The organism is Embleya australiensis, assembly GCF_051903075.1.
In the GTDB taxonomy this organism is placed as follows: Bacteria; Actinomycetota; Actinomycetes; order Streptomycetales; family Streptomycetaceae; genus Embleya.
In genome coordinates this window covers 3,993,622-4,011,307 of record NZ_CP182422.1, presented here as the reverse complement: position 1 = coordinate 4,011,307, position 17,686 = coordinate 3,993,622, and the positions used below count along the sequence as shown (strand labels likewise).

The 17,686-nt window shown below is 68.1% G+C and carries 19 protein-coding genes; 11 read left to right on the top strand and 8 right to left on the bottom strand.

Annotated elements, in window-relative coordinates:
- Nucleotides 1-99 precede the first annotated feature (99 nt).
- Nucleotides 100-489: a hypothetical protein gene (locus ACMXN5_RS17280; RefSeq protein WP_439676027.1), complete on the top strand. Its 390-nt coding sequence runs from the start codon at nt 100-102 to the stop codon at nt 487-489.
- A 758-nt stretch (nt 490-1,247) separates the two neighbouring features.
- Here the strand turns inward: ACMXN5_RS17280 and ACMXN5_RS17275 are convergent.
- Nucleotides 1,248-1,631: a hypothetical protein gene (locus tag ACMXN5_RS17275; RefSeq protein WP_439676026.1), complete on the bottom strand. Its 384-nt coding sequence runs from the start codon at nt 1,629-1,631 to the stop codon at nt 1,248-1,250.
- A 152-nt stretch (nt 1,632-1,783) separates the two neighbouring features.
- Here ACMXN5_RS17275 and ACMXN5_RS17270 point away from each other — a divergent pair, with 152 nt between their 5' ends.
- Nucleotides 1,784-2,146, top strand: coding sequence for a cupin domain-containing protein (locus ACMXN5_RS17270; RefSeq protein ID WP_439676025.1), 363 nt, complete (start codon nt 1,784-1,786; stop codon nt 2,144-2,146).
- A 60-nt stretch (nt 2,147-2,206) separates the two neighbouring features.
- On the opposite strand, the gene ACMXN5_RS17265 is transcribed toward ACMXN5_RS17270, so the two are convergent.
- From ACMXN5_RS17265 to ACMXN5_RS17250, 4 genes are all read right to left on the bottom strand, one after another.
- On the bottom strand, nt 2,207-3,148 hold the full coding sequence (locus ACMXN5_RS17265; protein ID WP_439676024.1) for a hypothetical protein: 942 nt from the start codon (nt 3,146-3,148) through the stop codon (nt 2,207-2,209).
- 1 nt (nt 3,149) lies between these two features.
- Nucleotides 3,150-4,001: a hypothetical protein gene (locus tag ACMXN5_RS17260; RefSeq protein WP_439676023.1), complete on the bottom strand. Its 852-nt coding sequence runs from the start codon at nt 3,999-4,001 to the stop codon at nt 3,150-3,152.
- A gap of 103 nt (nt 4,002-4,104) precedes the next feature.
- Entirely contained in the window at nt 4,105-5,088 is a 984-nt protein-coding gene (locus tag ACMXN5_RS17255) for a hypothetical protein (RefSeq protein WP_439676022.1), read from the bottom strand.
- Nucleotides 5,085-6,188, bottom strand: a complete 1,104-nt coding sequence (locus tag ACMXN5_RS17250) for a hypothetical protein (protein ID WP_439676021.1) — start codon at nt 6,186-6,188, stop codon at nt 5,085-5,087. The genes ACMXN5_RS17255 and ACMXN5_RS17250 overlap by 4 nt, the downstream gene beginning before the upstream one ends.
- Before the next feature lie 282 nt (nt 6,189-6,470).
- Between ACMXN5_RS17250 and dnaK the strand changes: the two genes are divergently transcribed.
- From dnaK to ACMXN5_RS17225, 5 genes are all read left to right on the top strand, one after another.
- Nucleotides 6,471-8,318 carry a molecular chaperone DnaK gene (gene dnaK / locus ACMXN5_RS17245; protein WP_126636603.1) on the top strand — a complete coding sequence of 616 codons (1,848 nt, stop codon included), beginning with the start codon at nt 6,471-6,473 and terminating at the stop codon, nt 8,316-8,318.
- Nucleotides 8,315-8,908: a nucleotide exchange factor GrpE gene (gene grpE / locus ACMXN5_RS17240; protein WP_439676020.1), complete on the top strand. Its 594-nt coding sequence runs from the start codon at nt 8,315-8,317 to the stop codon at nt 8,906-8,908. Before dnaK ends, grpE begins: the two co-directional genes overlap by 4 nt.
- 121 nt (nt 8,909-9,029) lie before the next feature.
- Nucleotides 9,030-10,202, top strand: coding sequence for a molecular chaperone DnaJ (gene dnaJ, locus ACMXN5_RS17235; RefSeq protein ID WP_395798989.1), 1,173 nt, complete (start codon nt 9,030-9,032; stop codon nt 10,200-10,202).
- Nucleotide 10,203: 1 nt separating this feature from the next.
- The gene (locus ACMXN5_RS17230) at nt 10,204-10,674 is read left to right on the top strand and encodes a heat shock protein transcriptional repressor HspR (protein WP_395798991.1); all 471 of its coding nucleotides are present in this window, start codon (nt 10,204-10,206) and stop codon (nt 10,672-10,674) included.
- Nucleotides 10,675-10,813: 139 nt separating this feature from the next.
- Nucleotides 10,814-12,637 (top strand): TIGR03767 family metallophosphoesterase, encoded by a 1,824-nt coding sequence (locus tag ACMXN5_RS17225; RefSeq protein ID WP_439676019.1) that lies wholly within the window; start codon nt 10,814-10,816, stop codon nt 12,635-12,637.
- Nucleotides 12,638-12,816: 179 nt separating this feature from the next.
- On the opposite strand, the gene ACMXN5_RS17220 is transcribed toward ACMXN5_RS17225, so the two are convergent.
- The 3 genes from ACMXN5_RS17220 to ACMXN5_RS17210 form a co-directional block, all read right to left on the bottom strand.
- Nucleotides 12,817-13,482: a nucleoside/nucleotide kinase family protein gene (locus ACMXN5_RS17220; RefSeq protein WP_439676018.1), complete on the bottom strand. Its 666-nt coding sequence runs from the start codon at nt 13,480-13,482 to the stop codon at nt 12,817-12,819.
- 298 nt (nt 13,483-13,780) lie between these two features.
- Nucleotides 13,781-13,960, bottom strand: coding sequence for a DUF397 domain-containing protein (locus ACMXN5_RS17215; RefSeq protein ID WP_439678028.1), 180 nt, complete (start codon nt 13,958-13,960; stop codon nt 13,781-13,783).
- Nucleotides 13,961-13,965: 5 nt separating this feature from the next.
- Complete coding sequence (locus tag ACMXN5_RS17210; RefSeq protein ID WP_439676017.1) at nt 13,966-14,823, bottom strand: DUF5753 domain-containing protein; 858 nt, start codon at nt 14,821-14,823, stop codon at nt 13,966-13,968.
- 240 nt (nt 14,824-15,063) lie between these two features.
- Here ACMXN5_RS17210 and ACMXN5_RS17205 point away from each other — a divergent pair, with 240 nt between their 5' ends.
- The 4 genes from ACMXN5_RS17205 to ACMXN5_RS17190 all read left to right on the top strand — a co-directional run bounded on the left by ACMXN5_RS17205 (nt 15,064) and on the right by ACMXN5_RS17190 (nt 17,644).
- Entirely contained in the window at nt 15,064-15,333 is a 270-nt protein-coding gene (locus tag ACMXN5_RS17205; RefSeq protein ID WP_439676016.1) for a hypothetical protein, read from the top strand.
- Nucleotides 15,330-15,536: a hypothetical protein gene (locus tag ACMXN5_RS17200; protein ID WP_439676015.1), complete on the top strand. Its 207-nt coding sequence runs from the start codon at nt 15,330-15,332 to the stop codon at nt 15,534-15,536. Before ACMXN5_RS17205 ends, ACMXN5_RS17200 begins: the two co-directional genes overlap by 4 nt.
- A gap of 129 nt (nt 15,537-15,665) precedes the next feature.
- Nucleotides 15,666-16,496, top strand: a complete 831-nt coding sequence (locus tag ACMXN5_RS17195; RefSeq protein WP_439676014.1) for a radical SAM/SPASM domain-containing protein — start codon at nt 15,666-15,668, stop codon at nt 16,494-16,496.
- A 110-nt stretch (nt 16,497-16,606) separates the two neighbouring features.
- Nucleotides 16,607-17,644 (top strand): protein-L-isoaspartate(D-aspartate) O-methyltransferase, encoded by a 1,038-nt coding sequence (locus ACMXN5_RS17190; protein ID WP_439676013.1) that lies wholly within the window; start codon nt 16,607-16,609, stop codon nt 17,642-17,644.
- The last annotated feature ends 42 nt before the right edge of the window (nt 17,645-17,686 follow it).

Sequence of the window (17,686 nt, the reverse complement as noted above, 5' to 3'; positions counted from 1 at the left end):
TGGCCGCATCGTAAGGCGGCGGGTTGATCCTGGGATAGACATTCCGTGTCCACAGAATGTGGCCGGATTTCTACCCGCCACAGCGCGAGAGGGACAGGCATGCCCATGATCGTGACGAGACAACAACCGCCCACAGAAGCCGATTTGCGGCGTCGCCTGGCGGCCTCCGACGAGGTGCGCGTTCGGGACACGCGGAGCGGATACGTGGGCACGCTCTACCGCGTGGCCACCGGCTATGTCGTGGCGCTCACGGCCAACGGCAGCGCCTACACCATTTCCATGGCGCGCCTCGAAGTGGTCGACGACGAGACCGACATCGGACAACCCAACGCGGTCACGCGCGGCGTGCGCGGGCCCGGCGAGATCGTGGCGGCGCAACCGCTGCCGAACGAAGTGCGTTTCCTCATGGCCCGGTTCGGTCCGGATGTCCAGTGGCGCATGCCCTCCGAAAGCGTGCGGCCGACCGGCCAACCGGAAGCCACTCCCTGAACTGCCGTGCCGCCGAATCCATTTGGTCGTGGCTACCGGCGGCGCGGCTTCGAACCCTCTCCGCCTTCCCATGGCCCGGTCGGTGGAGAGGGCCACAAGCGGCATCCAGTCAACAGCCAACCGCCAGGGGCCGGCGCTCGCTCGCCAGTGATCCGCCGGCCCCCGGCCTCCCCACCGAAGCGAGGTCCACATGAAACTACCGATCCCACCGCCGGACGAAACAACCCCGAGCGACTACGGCATCGGGGACAAGGTGAAGCACGCCGTGGACGCGCTCCGGCCCGAACAGCCGCCCGGCGTGGTCGTGCGGGTGGACGACGCCGGCCGGGTGACGGTCCAGCCGTTCGATGCGGCGCGAGCCGAGTGGACCGCCGGCCCGGCGGATGTTGTGGCCGATGACGGGGTTTGGTTCCCGACAGACGGCGCCAGGCCCGATGATCTGATGCCGTTCCCCATGCCCCCTGGCGTGGTCACTCCCAGGACCCTTGGCGGGTTCCGGGTGCCGCGCCCGCCTGGCCGCTAGTCCAACTACATGAGGTCCCAACTCCCGCGCGCTGTACGGGAGTTGTGGCCTCGTTCTGTCCTATCCGATGAGCTGAACAACCGTAACGACCAGTTCGCTGTTGGTGATTTGGTAGATGACGAACACGCTGCCGCACGTCACTTCGCGCCGGTCCTTGTCCCATGTCGGGGATGAGCCGCACCCGTACGGGTCCCCGGCAACGCGGGCCATTCCGTTGATCACGTCATGCTGTTGGCTACTCGTGAGCTTTCGGAGGTCCCTCTCGCAAGCGGGACTCCACCTGATCGAGTACTGCGGCACGGGGTACCCCCATGATCGTGTCGGCTTCCGCTTCCTCGTAGATCTCCTGCACCCAATCGTGAGTGCGTTCCCTGGCTTCCGGGATGGGCGTGTGCTTTTCGGCCCAGTGGTACAGCGCCAACGGCAGCTCCCGCGCCGGGGTGTCCTCGATGGCCTTGGTGAACGCGTCGTGCTCGTCTGCCGGCAGTGATGCCCGGATGCTCGCAATGGTTGCCGGAAGGGTGTATACGACGTCGTCCATCGAGGTGACGAACAATCGCCCTCCCTCGTTGTCGGGCCAACCGGCGTCGGTGTCGGTGCGTTCGGTGTGCTCGTCCATAGGCATCCTTCGCTGCGTCATGAACCGGCTACTCACAGTGTGCATTCCCGGGACATCCGGCGGAAGCCGCGGGTCGACGCGGTCGAGGCCGATTCCCCGTCACCAGGCCAGGCCGTCGACGATTCGGCGGCCTGCTGGGACAGGATGGGACCATGCCGAAATTCATCGAGAAGCCGACCGTCGTCGAGGCGGCCGGGAACATCCCCAAGACCATTCGCGAGTTCGTGGGCCGGGTCAACACCGGCGACGAGGCGCTCAGCATCGCGCACATGACCAGCCCCGGCGGCTGGGAGGAGCCGGGGCAGCGCCCCGAGTTCGACGAGTACACGGTGGTCCTGCGCGGCGTGCTCACCGTGGAGCACGAGGGCGGCACCCACGAGGTCGCGGCCGGCCAGGGCATCCACACCGCCGCCGGCGAATGGGTCCGCTACAGCACCCGAGGCGAAGAGGGCGCCGACTACATCGCCGTCTGCCTCCCCGGCTTCACCCCGAACACGGTGCACCGCGACGAGTAGGCCACGGGCCCCGGCGGGTCGCAACAGCCGCGACCCACCGGGGACACCGGGCGCACCGGGTCAGATCTTGGCGGTGATCGTGGGGAGGAGCTTGGGGAGGAGTTCGCCCTGCCAGCCCTGCCAGGGCGAGTCGGTGCCCTCCTTGCTGAGGGAACCCGAGGCATCGAGCTGGAGGTAGTACTGACCCTTGCGCAGATACAGGCTGTTCACCGCGACGTAGGCGTCCTCGGCGCCGCCCGTGGTACCCAGAGCCTTGAAGTCGGTCTGGACCCGCTGGGCGCCGGTCTTGCTCAGATTCCAGTTGTAGTCGAGCTCCTTGGGAGCATCGATGTTGCGAATCTGGATGGTCAGCTTGATGACGTTGCTGTAACCCCAGCCGCGCTTGGTGTTCACCGTGTACTGGCACGTCGTGCTGCGCAGCGCCGGGCCGCGGGAGGCGTAGGAACCGGACGCCTTCGCGGTGCCCTGTTGCTCCTGGGAGGTGACCTCGGGAATGACCTTGGCCAGCTCCTCCGGGGTGATCAGGTCGCACACGTCCGGCCACGTGGACATGTCGTTCGGCACCGGCGCGAACTTCCCCCCGGACTTCGGCGCCGGCGGGGCCGACGGACGCGAGGCCTCCTTCGACGGGGCCGTCGTCGGCGTGTTGTTCACCGCGTTCGGGTCGAAGCTCTCCAGCTTGCGCACACTCTCCGTGGGCGGGAGCTTCACCGCCTCGTTCTTCTTGCCGTCCGTGCCGTTGATCAGCAGGGCCGCGACCACCGTTGCCGCGGTGCCGCCGGCGACGACGGCCACCCAGCTGAAGATCTGCTTGCGGCGGTTGGGTCGCGGCGGTTGGGGCGGATACGGCGGCGGGTAGCCGGGTGCGCCGTAGCCGGGGGGCTGTTGGCCGTAGCCCGGCGGCGGGCCGTACTGGCCGGGCGGGTAACCGGGGCCCTGGCTGGGACCGGGCCCCTGGCCCGGATACTGGCCGGAGTTCGGGCTGTTGTACTGGCCGGTCATCTCAGTCGTCCGTCATCTTGATGTTGAGGACGCGCACGAGGGCAGGTCCGACCTTCTTGGTCCAGGCGTCCTTCGTTTCGGGGCCGCCCGCCGAGTCCTTGGTGTCCGCCTTGACGTCGATCACCACGTAGTAGGCCGGCGAGTCCGGCTTCGTGCCCTGCTTGAACAGGTTCAGTTTCGTGGTGTCGTTGCGGAAGGCGCTCTGCACGAACAGCTTGTTGGCCAAATCCTCGAAGCCGGTGTACGGGGCCGCCTCACTCTTGGCCTTCTCGTACATGTCCTTGACCGGTCCGGCGTCGCCGATCGCCTTGATCGTCATGGTGAGCTTGGCCGGCGTCGCGGGATCCGCGAGATTGGGCAGCTTGATGTTGACCGTGCACTCGTAGTTCCTGGGAATCTTGCCGGTCTTGCGGCCCTGGCGCCCGCCCACGATGCTCGAGTCGGGGATCGCGTTCTGGATCTCCTTGTCGGAGAGCATGTCGCACGCGTCCGGCCAGGTGCCGGTGTCCCCGCTGGCCCGGAACTTGGCGCCGTCGCTGAAGGCCACGCCCGGCGGCGGGGTGTAGCCGTCGGGGAACGCGATCCCGTTCTCCGCCACCGGCTTGTCGCCCTTGTCGTTCTTCTTGTTGATCTCGTCGACGATGTACGACCCCGCCACCGTCGCCAGCACACCACCCACGACCACGCCGATCCAACCGAGCACGGGCTTGAGCTTGCTGCGGCGCGGCGGCTGGTGGGGCGGCATCGGGCCACCGGGGTACTGCTGCTGGTACATGCCGGGCTGACCGTACGGCTGCTGCTGATGCGGCCCGCCGCCGTACTGGTTCCCCCCGGGGTTCCCGATTCGTACCATCCCCGTGCTCCTCCTGATTACCTGATCCGACGCGCTGTTCCGATGCGCTGTCGCCGCTGCTGCCGTGCCGCGCGGACCGCGGTTACATCCGTTGCATCCGTGTCTACATCCGGGCCACGAGGTAGCCGATGAGCGTCGGCCCGTACTGCTTCACCCCGTCGTCGTCCGCGAGCTTCGCGCCGCCGGGACCGGTCAGCCCGGAGTGGACGTACAACTCCACGAAGTACGGCCCCTTGTAGAAGTAGATGTAGCTGTCGTCACGGAACGCGTCGTCGGTGCCCAGCTTGGTGCCCAGCTCCTCGAACTCGCCGAACGGCTTGCGTGCCCGGTTCTTCTTGGTGTCGCCGTAGTGGCCCTTCGCGGTCGCCGGGGTGCTCACCTCGTGCAGTGTGAGCTCGATCTTGGCGTACGACGGATACTTCGGATTGTTCGGGTCCGGTACGGCCAGGTCGAAGTCGCACTGGTTGTCGGCCGCGCCCGGGAAGTCGTACTTGACCGACACCGTCGTGTCCGGCTTCCTGGTCTTGACCGTGGCGCCCTTGATCACCTTCCCGATCTGCGCGTCGGACAGCATCTCGCACGCCTTCGGCCAGCTCTTGCCGTCGTTGGTCGCATTGAATCCTGGCCCGGCGTCGGCCGGCGGCGCTGCGGGGAAAACCATCGGGCGTTGCAGAGGCGCCGCGCTCTGGCCTCCGGGGCCACCGCTCTTGCCGCCGCCGGAGGCTCCCGGCGCGACGGGGGCGCCGGATGACTGCGAGCCGGACTTCGCGGTGTCCTTCGAGTCGTCGTCCTTCTTCAGGAACAGGAAGCCGCCGACCCCGGCCGCGATCAGAACCAGCACGACCGCGATCCACAACACCGATCGATTGCCCCCGCGTTGCGGCCCCTGCGGTCCGTACGGCTGTCCGGGCGGCCCGTAGCCGCCCCGCGGCGGGTAGCCGGGGTGCTGGGGCGTGTAGCCCTGCTGGTGCGGGACTCCCTGCTGTCCGGCCGGATATCCCGGCTGCTGCGGATACTGCCCTGGTTGGCCGTAACCGCCGCCGTGCTGCCCGGGTTGTTGCGGCTGCTGCTGCCAACCCCCGCTCACAGCTTCTGCCCGACGATCGCCGCCACGGTCGGGCCGTACTGGCGTGCCATCGTGTTGCCCTTGATCGGGTTGCCCTGCGAGTCCTCAAGCTGCGCGGACAGCGTGATCCAGACCCGGAAGCCATTCTTGGAGATCTGCACCGTGCGGTTGTCCCGGAACGCCCCGTCCACGCCGATCTTGTCGGCCGGGATGTCGTCGTACTGATCGGGGAACTGCTTGGAGGTGCGCTCCTGGCTGGTCTTCTCCTTCGCGAAGGAAGCCTTCTCGTCGGCCAACGTCTTGTATCCGTACGAGGTGATGCTGATCTCGGCCGGGTAGTTCGAGGACTGCTGGTTCGGCAGGTCGAGCGTGATCTGGCACTCGTTGTCGTTGACGTTGTTGCCGAACATGTTCGAGATGCGACCCATGCGGCTCTTGCGCTCGCGGATCGTGCCCTCGGGGATGGCCGTCTTGATCTCTTCGTCCGTCAGCAGGTCGCAGGCCTTGGGCCAGGTCTTCGGATCGACCGTGATGCCGGTGATCTTCGGCCCGGTAATCGGCGGCAACGCCGTCGGGATCTTCAGCTCGTTCGACATGTCGGCCTTCTTCGGCGCGACCGCCGCGCTGTTGCTGGGCGCGGCCGTCTTGCCGACCACGATCGGCGCCGGCTTGCTCGCCTCGGCCGACGGGTCCTTCTTGTCCGTCGGGTCGTCGAAGCCGACCATGGCGACGATCACGGACGCGACGATGGCGCCGGTGATGCCGGCGATCCAGGTGCCGATCACCTTGCGGCTGCGCGCCCCCCGCGGCGGACGGCCGTTTGCGTCGAGTTGGATCGGGTTCTGCGCGTACTGCTGGTAGTGGCCATACTCGCTGTACTGCGGGTATGGGTAACCGCCGGTCTCCTGGAAGCCGCCCGGCTGCCCCTGCTGCTGCGGATAACCTCCCGGCTGCTGCGGATAACCGTCCGGAGGCGGCGGGTAACCCCCCTGCGGCGGGCCCGGCGGGCCGGGCGGCATCGGAGGTACGGGCGGATAGCCCTGACCATCGCTCATGGGGGTCCCCCTGGGATCTCGGATTTCGCCCGCCGTCGGCGCGGCAGGCAGCAGGCGCGCGAACATGCTGCCATGTGCACCCGGAGGCCGCAGAGGTCAAGGGTGTCATTTGTGGCGACATTCACCTAGATAAGTCTCCCGAGGCGCACAACGTTTCGATGACGCCAAGCGTCCGAGCCGTTCGGCCGCGTGACATCGAGTGGACACGATCGACGCATGGAACCCGCCCCTCACAGCCTTCGAGGCACTAAAGTTGAGCGAGGAATACTCAAGCGATTTGACCCGTTGAACCGGGCAGCTCATGCTTGAGTGACAAGCGCTCAACTCTTTCCGTGGAGGAACCGAATCATGGCACGTGCGGTCGGTATCGACCTCGGTACGACGAACTCCGTCGTCAGCGTTCTGGAAGGCGGCGAGTCGACCGTCATCACCAACGCGGAGGGGTCGCGGACCACACCGTCCGTGGTTGCCTTCGCGAAGAACGGTGAAGTCCTGGTCGGCGAGGTGGCCAAGCGCCAGGCCGTCACCAACGTCGACCGGACCATCCGGTCCGTCAAGCGCCACATGGGGACCACCTGGTCCGTGGCGATCGACGACAAGAAGTACACCGCGCAGGAGATCAGCTCCCGCATCCTGATGAAGCTCAAGCGCGACGCCGAGGCCTACCTGGGCGAGAAGGTCACCGACGCGGTCATCACCGTGCCGGCGTACTTCAACGACGCCGAGCGCCAGGCCACGAAGGAGGCCGGCGAGATCGCCGGTCTGAACGTGCTGCGCATCGTCAACGAGCCCACCGCGGCCGCGCTGGCGTACGGCCTGGACAAGGCCGACGAGCAGACCATCCTCGTCTTCGACCTCGGCGGCGGCACGTTCGACGTGTCGCTCCTGGAGATCGGCGACGGCGTGGTCGAGGTCAAGGCCACCAACGGCGACAACCACCTCGGTGGCGACGACTGGGACCAGCGGGTCATGGACCACCTGGTCAAGCAGTTCCAGAACGCCCACGGCGTGGACCTGTCCAAGGACAAGATGGCCCTCCAGCGCCTGCGCGAGGCGGCGGAGAAGGCCAAGATCGAGCTGTCCTCCTCGATGGAGACCTCGATCAACCTGCCCTACATCACCGCCTCGGCCGAGGGCCCGCTGCACCTGGACGAGAAGCTCACCCGGGCCCAGTTCCAGCAGCTGACCCAGGACCTGCTCGACCGCACCAAGGTGCCGTTCCAGAAGGTCATCGAGGACGCGGGCATCCCGCTCTCGGCGATCGACCACATCGTCCTGGTCGGCGGCTCGACCCGGATGCCGGCCGTCGCCGACGTCGTGCGCGAGCTGACCGGCGGCAAGGAGCCCAACAAGGGCGTCAACCCGGACGAGGTCGTGGCCGTCGGCGCCGCGCTCCAGGCCGGTGTGCTCAAGGGCGAGGTCAAGGACGTCCTGCTGCTCGACGTCACCCCGCTGTCCCTCGGTATCGAGACCAAGGGCGGCATCATGACCAAGCTGATCGAGCGCAACACCACGATCCCGACCAAGCGTTCGGAGATCTTCACCACGGCCGAGGACAACCAGCCGTCGGTGCAGATCCAGGTGTTCCAGGGTGAGCGCGAGATCGCCGCGTACAACAAGAAGCTCGGCATGTTCGAGCTGACCGGCCTGCCGCCGGCCCCGCGCGGGCTGCCGCAGATCGAGGTCACCTTCGACATCGACGCCAACGGCATCGTGCACGTGTCCGCCAAGGACCTGGGCACGGGCAAGGAGCAGTCGATGACCATCACCGGCGGCTCGGGCCTGCCGAAGGACGACATCGACCGCATGATGCGCGAGGCCGAGGCGCACGCGGAGGAGGACCACCAGCGTCGCGAGGCCGCGGAGACCCGCAACCAGGCCGAGCAACTGGTGTACACCACCGAGAAGTTCATCAAGGACAACAGCGACAAGGTCCCGGCCGACGTGAAGACCGAGGTCGAGACGTCGCTGACCGAGCTGAAGGACGCGCTCAAGGGCGAGGACCTGGCCGCCATCCGCGACGCCGCGGAGAAGGTCAGCACCACGAGCCAGAAGCTGGGCACCGCGATGTACGCGAACGCCCAGCCGGGCACCGAGGGCGCGGCCGGCGCGGGTGACGCCTCGGCCAACACCGCCGACGACGACGTCGTGGACGCCGAGATCGTCGACGAGGACCGCAAGGGCGGTGCTGCGTGACCGAAGGGAACGGCTCGAACCACGGCGCCGTCCCGGGCGACGCCCAAGAAACCGAGTCGAAGCCGGAAACCGGGACCGCCGCCACCGCGGCGGCCCCGGCCCCCGGGGCGGCCGAACTCGCCGAGCTGCGCAACCAAATCGGCGAGCGCACGGCCGACCTCCAGCGGCTTCAGGCGGAGTACGCGAACTACCGCAAGCGGGTCGAGCGGGACCGCAACGTGGCGGGCGAGTCGGCCGCCATCAAGGTGCTGAGCGAACTGCTGCCGGTGCTCGACGACATCGGTCGGGCCCGGGACCACGGCGAACTGGCGGGCGGCTTCAAGTCGGTCGCCGAGTCGCTGGAGTCGATCGTGGCCAAGATGGGGCTGCAGAGCTTCGGTTCGAAGGGCGACCCGTTCGACCCGACGGTGCACGAGGCGCTGCTGCACTCGTACGCGACCGATGTCACCGAACCCACGTGTGTGGAGATCCTGCAGCCCGGTTATCAAGTGGGCGAGCGGATCATCCGTCCGGCACGGGTGGCGGTCGCGGAACCCACGGCGGAGGCCGAGGGCGGTCCGGAGGAGTCGGGCGAAGCGGCCGGCAGCTGAACCGTCACCGGGAACGAGACGACGAGAAGCGGAGAGGAGGGACGCCGATGCGCGGGTGGTGTGAATCCGGAAACGGGCGCTCGGAGCACGAGGGCACCCCGACCCGATCGGCGAGGGGCGCATGAGTACGAAGGACTACCTGGAGAAGGACTACTACAAGGTGCTCGGCGTCCCCAAGGACGCCGGCACCGCCGAGATCAAGAAGGCGTATCGCAAGCTCGCCGTCGAGTTCCACCCGGACAAGAACAAGGGTGACACGAAGGCCGAGGAGCGCTTCAAGGAGATCTCGGAGGCCTACGACGTACTGGCCGACGACAAGCGGCGCAAGGAATACGACGAGGCCCGGACCCTGTTCGGCAGCGGCGGCGGCTTCCGCGGCGCCGGTGGCGGACAGTCCGGCACCGGCGGCTTCCCGTTCGACCTCGGCGACATCTTCGGCGGCCAGCAGGGCGGCGCGGGCAACACCGGCGGCCTGGGCGACATCTTCGGCGGCCTGTTCGGCGGCGGTCGCCAGACCGGGCGCCAGCAGCCCCGGCGCGGTACCGACGTGGAGTCCGAGGTCACCCTCGGCTTCGCCGACGCGGTCGACGGCGCGACCGTGCCGATCCGGCTGACCAGTTCGGAACCGTGTCGGCACTGCAACGGCACGGGCGCGGCCGCGGGCACCACCCCGCGGATGTGCCCGACCTGCGCGGGCTCCGGCAACGTCAGCCGGCCGCAGGGAGGTTTCGGCTTCTCCGAGCCGTGCCGCGACTGCAAGGGCCGCGGGCTGCTCGTGGACGACCCGTGCATCGTGTGCAACGGCAGTGGCCGGGCCAAGAGTTCGCGCACGATGCAGGTCCGGATCCCGGCCGGGGTCCAGGACGGGCAGCGCATCCGACTCAAGGGCAAGGGCGCGCCCGGCGAGCGCGGCGGCCCGGCCGGCGACCTGTACGTCGTGGTGCACGTCAAGGCCCACGCCGTCTTCGGACGCAAGGGCGACAACCTCACGGTCACCGTGCCGGTCACCTTCCCGGAGGCCGCGCTCGGGGCGGACGTCACCGTACCCACCCTCGGCGGCATCCCGGTCACGCTCAAGCTCCCCGCGGGCACGGGCAACGGCCGCACGCTGCGGGTGCGCGGACGCGGGGCGGCACGCAAGGACGGCACTCGGGGCGACCTCCTGGTCACCATCGAGGTGACGGTCCCCCAGCAGCTGAACGACAAGGCGCGCGAAGCGCTGGAGGCGTTCCGCGAGGCGACCGTCGCGCACGATCCCCGAGCCGATCTGTTGGACGCGGCGAAGGGGGCATGACATGCGACCGGGCGGCTTGGGTGGTGGCGGTATCGGCGGTGGGCACGGCTTCGAGATCGACGAGACCTCTCCGGTCTACGTGATCTCGGTCGCCGCCCAGCTGTCCGGCCTGCACCCGCAGACGTTGCGACAGTACGACCGCCTCGGCCTGGTCTCGCCGGACCGTACGCCGGGCCGGGGGCGGCGCTATTCCGCCCGCGACATCGTGCAGTTGCGCGAGGTGCAGCGGCTCTCCCAGGAGGCCGGCATCAACCTCGCCGGGATCAAGCGGATCCTGGAACTGGAGAACCAGGTGCTCGCGCTGCGCATGCGCGTGGCCGAGATGGAGCACGCGCTGCACGAGGCGACGGACGCGAGCGCCCGGCGCGAGGCGGCCGTACACGCGTCCTACCGGCGCGATCTGGTCCCGGTCCGGCCGCAGGCGGGCACCGCGCTCGTGGTGTGGAAGCCGCGGCGCGGGCGCTCGGACTGACGGCCGCGACGACGTCGAGGAGGCGGTGCGGCTCCGGCTGTGCCCCCTCCTCGACGTTTTTTATGCGGTCTCGATGCTTCTTCGACGCAGCCTCGACGCTTCCTTGATGCGGCTCGCTACGCGTCAGTAGGGTCGCCGCATGAAGCCGAATCGTCGGGACGTCCTGAAGTACTCGGCCGCGAGCGCGGCACTGCTCGGAGTGGCCGCGTGCTCCGACGACGACAAGGACAAGCCCGACGGGAAGTCGAGCGACGCACCCAAGTCGGGCGCGCCCAAGCCGGCCGGCGCGGCCGGCACCACCTTGGAGCGCACCCTGGTGCTCGGCCCGCCCGGACCGGGCGGCTACCGCAAGATCGTCGCCGGACCCGGTGAACCGCACCTGCTGCGCAGCGAGTTGATGCCCGGCGGCGGCTCGGGCGACAAGGCGAAGCGGCGTTCCCTGGTCGCGTTCACCCAGTTGACCGACATTCACATCCAGGATTCGCAGTCGACCGCGCGCGTGGACTTCCTCGACCGGCACAGCGACAAGGACCAGCCGTTCGCCAAGCTGCTGCCCTTCCAGTCGGCGTACCGCCCGCAGGAGGTGCTGACCGCGCAGATCGCCGAGGCGATGGTGCAGTCGCTCAACCGGATCGGCAAGGGTCCGGCCCTGGGCGCGCCGCTGGCCTTCACGATCTGCACCGGCGACAACACCGACAACATCCAGTTCAACGAGCTGCGCTGGTACATCGACGTGCTCGACGGCGGCAAGAAGGTCACGCCCGACTCGGGCGATCGCAACAGGTACGAGGGCCCGATGGACGCGGTGGCGTACCACGAGCGCTACTGGCACCCCGACGGCACGCCGCCCGGGCACAAGGACGACGTGCCGCGCTCCCAGTACGGCTATCCCACCGTGCCGGGCCTGCTGGACGCGTGCCGGCGGCCGTTCGAGGCGACCGGTCTGAAGACCCCCTGGTACAGCGCCTACGGCAACCACGACGGCCTGGTACAGGGCAACCTGCCGGTCAGCGAACTGCTGAGCAAGGTCGCGGTCGGCGACGAGAAGGTGCTCGACATATCCCCCGGGCAGACCGTGGTCACGCTGGCCCTCGGACTGCAGAGCGGCAAGCCGGACGCGCTGGCGGCGCTGCTGGCCGGCCCCAAGCGCAAGGTCACCGCCGACCCGGATCGTCGCCTCGTGGACCGCGCGGAGACGATCAAGGAGCACTTCAACACCACCGGCCTGCCCAAGGGCCACGGCTTCACCCAGCAGAACCTGGACACCAAGACCGCGTACTACACCTTCGACCAGGGCCCGGTGCGCTGCCTGGTCCTGGACACGGTGAACTCGTACGGCTCGGACTCGGGATGCCTGGACCCGACCCAGTTCGCCTGGCTGGAGGACCAGCTGGTCAAGGGCAGTTCGAGCCATCTCGACGAGCAGGGCAAGGTGGTCCAGGGCACGGGTCAGGACAAGCTGTTCGTGCTGTTCAGCCACCACACCATAGAGACGATGACCAACAAGACCGTGCCGGCCGGGGAGCCCGCGCGGATCCTGGGACCGCAGGTGCAGGCGCTGCTGCTGCGGTTCCCGAACGTGGTGTTGTGGGTCAACGGGCACACCCACGACAACTACGTGAAGCCCTACCCGCGACCGGCGGGCAGCGCGGTCCCCGGCGGGTTCTGGGAGGTCAACACCGCGTCGCACATCGACTGGCCCTCCCAGGCGCGGATCGTGGAGATCGCCGACAACACGAACGGGACCCTGTCCATCTTCGGCACGATCGTCGACTCGGCGGGCCCGGAATCACACGGCAACAAACTGGACTCCCCCCTGGCCCTGGCCGCCCTGGCCCGCGAACTCGCCGGCAACGACTGGCAGGAGCGGGACCGCCCCGACCCGAAGGTCGACGGCCGCCGAGGCCGCCTGGAGGACCGCAACGTGGAACTCCTGGTCCCGGCCCCGGCATGGCTCAAGTAGCCGAAACCCGGGCCAACTCCAGCCCGTCCGGCGTTTGAGGACAAGCGGGCCGCGGGCCGGCCGACTCCGGGCCACTCCCAGCCCGAGCCAATCCCAGCCCGTCCGGCGTTTGAGGACAGGCGGGCCGCAGGCCGGCCAACCCCGCGCCCGCCCGACCCGCGCCGCCGGCAGGCGCGAGTTCACCACACCACCGTCACCACGCGAGCACAGCGCGACTTCGAGCGTTTGACCAGTTCGCCGTTGGGGCGGTCGCTGCCCGCGACCCAGGCCATCGCCTCGCCGGGGCTGCGGCCGCCCCGGCGCTGGCGCCTGGTCAGCCGCTCGTCGCGGACCCGGTCCGAGGCGTGTACGTACCAGACCTCGGTCATCAGGCAGTAGGCGTCGGCCCAGCCGGGCGCGTCCAGCGCCAGGTAGTTGCCCTCGGTCACCACGATCCGCGTCCCGGGCCGCACCACGTGCCGCGCGGCCACCGGCTCGTGCAACGTCCGGTCGTAGTCGGGCACATACACGTCCCGATCCACCTCCCGCACCACCCGCGCCAGCGTGGTCGCGTAGCCCCACACGTCGAACGTGTCCACCGCGCCCTTACGATGCAGCCGCCCGATCCGCTTGAGCTGCACGTTCGAGAGGTGGAACCCGTCGAGCGGCACGTAGGCGGCGGTACCGGACCCGACCCGCTGCTCGATCGCGCGCACCAACCGACCGGCGAGCGTGGACTTCCCGGCTCCCGGCGGACCGGCGAGACCGAGCACGACCCGCTCGGCCTCGGGCGCCGGCGGAATGAGCCGTACCGCCTCATCCGCGAGCGCGTCGAGTGTTTCGAGAGCACCGGACACATCTGGCATGTCCGCAGTGTAAGCATCCCGGGCATCGCATGGTTGAGTGGAATAGACTCAACTTAGTTGTGGTTGCGATAGTCAACGAACCGTTCGGGTGCGGTACACGCGCGGCACGGACGGGATGATGGCCGTGACAGCGCGTGCCCGAAGCGAAGGAGACGCACACCTCACATGGATGCACAGAAGCTCACCACCGTCAGTGCATCCAATCTGCACCTGCGCTGACCAGCACGAAGGCCCCGCCCATTACCCCGGGCGGGGCCTTCTGTCTTCCTCAAACGGGCCGGGCGTGTCCTGGCTACCGCTAGGCGCGCAGCGCCGCCGTGAGGGCCTCCCATGCCGTCGCGGGCACAGTCAGGTGACCGACGCTCGGGTCTTTGCTGTCGCGCACCGGAACGACAGCGCATCCACCGGCAACTTCGACGCAGTTCCCTTGGTTTCCGCTGTAGGTACTCTTCCGCCACACGGCGCGAGCGTCGTTCATGCTGTTCACGTCATGTCCTTAACGATCTCAAGAATCAAGTCACGAGACTTCTCGGTGTCCAACGCCGAAGCGCGCAACAGATCAAACGCATGGCTGTACGTCGTCAGATCATCGTCTCTTTCGAGGTAGAGACTACTCGTCGGCCCTTCGAGGTACACCAAGTCGAGATCCCCTGGTACGGGGAAGCCAAGATGTACGAACGACCCGAGCAGACCGGCATGCGCCCCTGCTTCGTACGACATCGCTTGGAACGTGATGTGGGGCTGCTCGGTCGCCTCCAAGAGGTGCCGCAACTGCTTCAGCATGACCGGCGGCCCGCCAACCTTGCGGCGGAGCGCGGACTCGTCGACGATGCACCAGAGCTTCAAAGGATCTTCCCGGTTGAACGCTGCGCTTTGCCGCTGAATGCGAACGTCCACAAGCGCGTTCACCTCCGCCACGGTCAGGGACGGTTCCAAAGCTCGCGTGATAGCTCGCGCGTAGTCCGGCGTTTGAAGCAGGCCGGGAATGAGCGCCGCCTCGAAGTTGCGTGCCGACACTGCCTCTGCTTCAAACACGATGTAGGAGCTGTACCGCTGCGTCAGGACGTCGTTGTACGGAGTCCACCACACGCGCACCTTTGCGTTCTTCGACAACTCTGCGAGTCCGTCGCGCACATCGGTGTCGGTGACGTCGTAGGTATCCAAGAGGCGGGTCAACTCATGCGGTCGTACGCCGGATCGCCCCGCCTCGACGCGACTCATCTTCGTCGGGTGCCAACCCATCCGATCTGACGCGTCCTCCGCTGTCAGGTCGAGCCGCTCCCGCAATCTGCGCAGTTCCAACCCAAGCATGCGGCGTCGCACGGTCGGAATCGCAGCCATGGTTACCCCTCTCTCCGGTCGTGCGCACAGTCTGGCGCGCTGAAGCCGTGCGGCGGCGGATCCTCCAAAAGTGCAACCACACTTTCGAGGGTAGACCTTGCACTACTGCTCGTTTCGGAGCACGCTAACTATCAGCGATTCCGCTTGCACGGAACGTCGTAGTTGGCCCTGTGCGCTCCCTTGCTGTGCCGCCAACCGCCCGGAGTCGCTTGGTACTCGTTCGAGCGAAAGGCACGAGGCATGCCCATGACCGTGATCAAGAATCCGCCGACCCCCCTTGACGAGACCGAACTTCGACGACTGTTGAACCAGTCGGACGACGTCCGGGTGAAGGACACCCGCAGCGGGTGCGAGGGCGTGCTGTACCGCGTGGATCGCGCCTGGGTCGTGGCGCTCATGGGGCACATGACGTTTCGCATCCCGTTCGGGCGCCTGGCCCTCGCCGACGACGAGACCGCGGCCGGGGCGGCCACGACCGACGAGACCGCCTCGTCCTCGTCCACGCGGTGAGCACTTACCGCGAGGGTGAGTACGTGGAACCCGTCAACGAGGCGGTACGCGAGGTGCGCCGACCCGGCCAGATCCTCATGGCTCAGCCGCTCCGCGACGCCGAACAGACGCTCACGGTCATGCCGTTCGGCGGCGGCGTCATGTGGTCGATGCCGTCGAGCAGTGTCCAACGGACCACGCCACCGGGCGAGTCGACCCCCTGAACTCCGTACCGCCGTGGTCGTTGATCGCGAGCGGCGGTACGGCTCACGCACACCCCGAGTTCAAACGATCGAAGGGACGACGTGACTACCAGCATCGCACCGACGCAAAGAGCGTTTCCGTATCACTCAATGAGCTTCCTCGAACTGGAAGTGACGGGCCGCTGCCAACTCTTCTGTGACCACTGCTACGCCGAAAGCGGGCCCGCCGGCACACACGGCACGATGACCGCGGCCGACTGGCAGACGGTCATCTCGGACGCCGCCGACCTGAGCATCCGCACCGTTCAGTTCATCGGCGGCGAACCGACCATGCACCCCGCTTTCGGTGACCTGCTCGGGTACGCGCTCGACCGCGGCCTGCACGTCGAGGTGTTCTCGAACCTGTACCGGGTGGGCGAGCAGTTGTGGAAGTTGTACGCGCACGAGCGCGTCACGTTGGCGACGTCGTACTACTCGGACAGCTCGACGCAGCACGACGCGATCACCGGGCGGCCCGGCAGCTACGTCCGGACGCGCGCGAACATCGTCGAGGCGATCGGACGCCGAATTCCGCTGCGCGTCGGCATCGTGCGGATGCGTGACGATCAGCGAGTCGAGGAGGCGCGCGCCGAGTTGAAGACCCTCGGTGTACGCGACATCAAGGTCGACCGCGTGCGCGGTGTGGGACGCGCCAACGCGTTAGGCACGGTTCCACCGGTCCCGAGCATCAGCGAGTTGTGTGGGCAGTGCGGGCGCGGTCGAGCGGCCATCTCGCCCGACGGCACGCTGTCGGCGTGTGTTCTCTCGCGATTCCTGCCTGCGGGCAACGTGCGTGAGGAGCCTCTCGGCGACATCCTGCGGGGGGACACATGGAAGGGCATCGTGAAGTCGATCCCTCCGCCGGCCGCTCTGTGCGCGTCCCAGGACGGCAGCGACTGCGACCCGGCGAGCACGGAAGCGTGTACGCCTGCGTACGACTGAGGAGGGGACAGCACCAAATGAATTGGCACCAACGCGCCGCCTACCTTGCGGCCGTGACGACCCGACCGTCGTCTGTATGGCGGGGAGCCGTGGCCTCGACGCCGCGCCACGTGTTCGTACCGCGATGGTGGGTGGGCCACGCCGACGAGTGGACGCTGCACGACGGCGTGTCGGATCCCGATGCATGGGTGCGCGCGGCGTACAGCGACACCTCGCTCGTGACGCGTGCGGGTGCGCTGCACGCGGACCACGCCGCGGCCACCGATCGACCGCTTGGGGTGCCGACATCGTCGTCGACGCTGCCGAGTCTGCTCGTTCGGATGTATCGGCACGCAGAGGTCGAGGACGGGCACCGCGTGGCGGACGTCGGTACCGGATCCGGTTACGGGGCCGCGCTGTTGGCGTCCGTGCTCGGTGACGACCTGGTCGAGAGCGTCGACGTCGACAGCTACCTGACGAAGGCGGCCGGCGAGCGTCTCGCATCGATCGGGCGACACCCGACGTTGACAACGGTCGATGCCACGGGCCCCCTGCCGGATGAGTACGACCGGATCGTCGCGAGCGTCTCGGTTCGGCCGATCCCGCCGAGTTGGCTCGCCGCGCTGCGACGGGGTGGTCGGTTCGCGACGACGATCACGGGAACCGGACTGATCGTCACGGCCGACCGGACCGACGACGGCGGCGCGGTCGGCGTCGTCGAGTGGGACCGAGCACAGTTCATGGGGACACGAGCGGGCGCGGACTATCCGCCGCGACTACGCGAGTTGTTCGAGCAGGTGCGCGTTCGCGAGGGTGACGACGTGAAGACGGGCCGATACCCCGTCGTCGACGTCGCTCAGGCGTGGGAGTTGGTGTCGATGCTGGAAGTCACCGATCCGGGGATCGAGCACCATTTCGAGGAGACACGCGATCGTCACCGAACCGCGTGGATGCTGCACGCCGACGGATCCTGGGCGTGCGCGTCGGCGCCCTGGGGAGAAGTGCCGACGGTTCACCAGGGTGGCCCGCGCCGACTCTGGGATCTGCTCGACCGACATCGGCACCGCCTCAACGTCGAGGGCCGGCTACCGCTCTACGGGGCCACGGTCACCATCACGCCCGATGGTGCCTGCCGGTTGAGCCGCGGGAGGTGGTCCGCCGACCTGTGAACGCACGAAAGCGCCCCCGCTGCCCGGGAGATGGGCAGCGGG

What these genes read in the sequence shown, in the direction of transcription:
- ACMXN5_RS17280 (WP_439676027.1), top strand. Translation starts at nt 100, where the DNA reads ATGCCCATGATCGTGACGAGACAACAACCGCCCACAGAAGCCGATTTG.
- ACMXN5_RS17275 (WP_439676026.1), bottom strand. Translation starts at nt 1,631, where the DNA reads ATGGACGAGCACACCGAACGCACCGACACCGACGCCGGTTGGCCCGAC.
- ACMXN5_RS17270 (WP_439676025.1), top strand. Translation starts at nt 1,784, where the DNA reads ATGCCGAAATTCATCGAGAAGCCGACCGTCGTCGAGGCGGCCGGGAAC.
- ACMXN5_RS17265 (WP_439676024.1), bottom strand. Translation starts at nt 3,148, where the DNA reads ATGACCGGCCAGTACAACAGCCCGAACTCCGGCCAGTATCCGGGCCAG.
- ACMXN5_RS17260 (WP_439676023.1), bottom strand. Translation starts at nt 4,001, where the DNA reads ATGGTACGAATCGGGAACCCCGGGGGGAACCAGTACGGCGGCGGGCCG.
- ACMXN5_RS17250 (WP_439676021.1), bottom strand. Translation starts at nt 6,188, where the DNA reads ATGTTCGCGCGCCTGCTGCCTGCCGCGCCGACGGCGGGCGAAATCCGA.
- dnaK (WP_126636603.1), top strand. Translation starts at nt 6,471, where the DNA reads ATGGCACGTGCGGTCGGTATCGACCTCGGTACGACGAACTCCGTCGTC.
- dnaJ (WP_395798989.1), top strand. Translation starts at nt 9,030, where the DNA reads ATGAGTACGAAGGACTACCTGGAGAAGGACTACTACAAGGTGCTCGGC.
- ACMXN5_RS17230 (WP_395798991.1), top strand. Translation starts at nt 10,204, where the DNA reads ATGCGACCGGGCGGCTTGGGTGGTGGCGGTATCGGCGGTGGGCACGGC.
- ACMXN5_RS17225 (WP_439676019.1), top strand. Translation starts at nt 10,814, where the DNA reads ATGAAGCCGAATCGTCGGGACGTCCTGAAGTACTCGGCCGCGAGCGCG.
- ACMXN5_RS17220 (WP_439676018.1), bottom strand. Translation starts at nt 13,482, where the DNA reads ATGCCAGATGTGTCCGGTGCTCTCGAAACACTCGACGCGCTCGCGGAT.
- ACMXN5_RS17215 (WP_439678028.1), bottom strand. Translation starts at nt 13,960, where the DNA reads ATGAACGACGCTCGCGCCGTGTGGCGGAAGAGTACCTACAGCGGAAAC.
- ACMXN5_RS17210 (WP_439676017.1), bottom strand. Translation starts at nt 14,823, where the DNA reads ATGGCTGCGATTCCGACCGTGCGACGCCGCATGCTTGGGTTGGAACTG.
- ACMXN5_RS17205 (WP_439676016.1), top strand. Translation starts at nt 15,064, where the DNA reads ATGCCCATGACCGTGATCAAGAATCCGCCGACCCCCCTTGACGAGACC.
- ACMXN5_RS17195 (WP_439676014.1), top strand. Translation starts at nt 15,666, where the DNA reads ATGAGCTTCCTCGAACTGGAAGTGACGGGCCGCTGCCAACTCTTCTGT.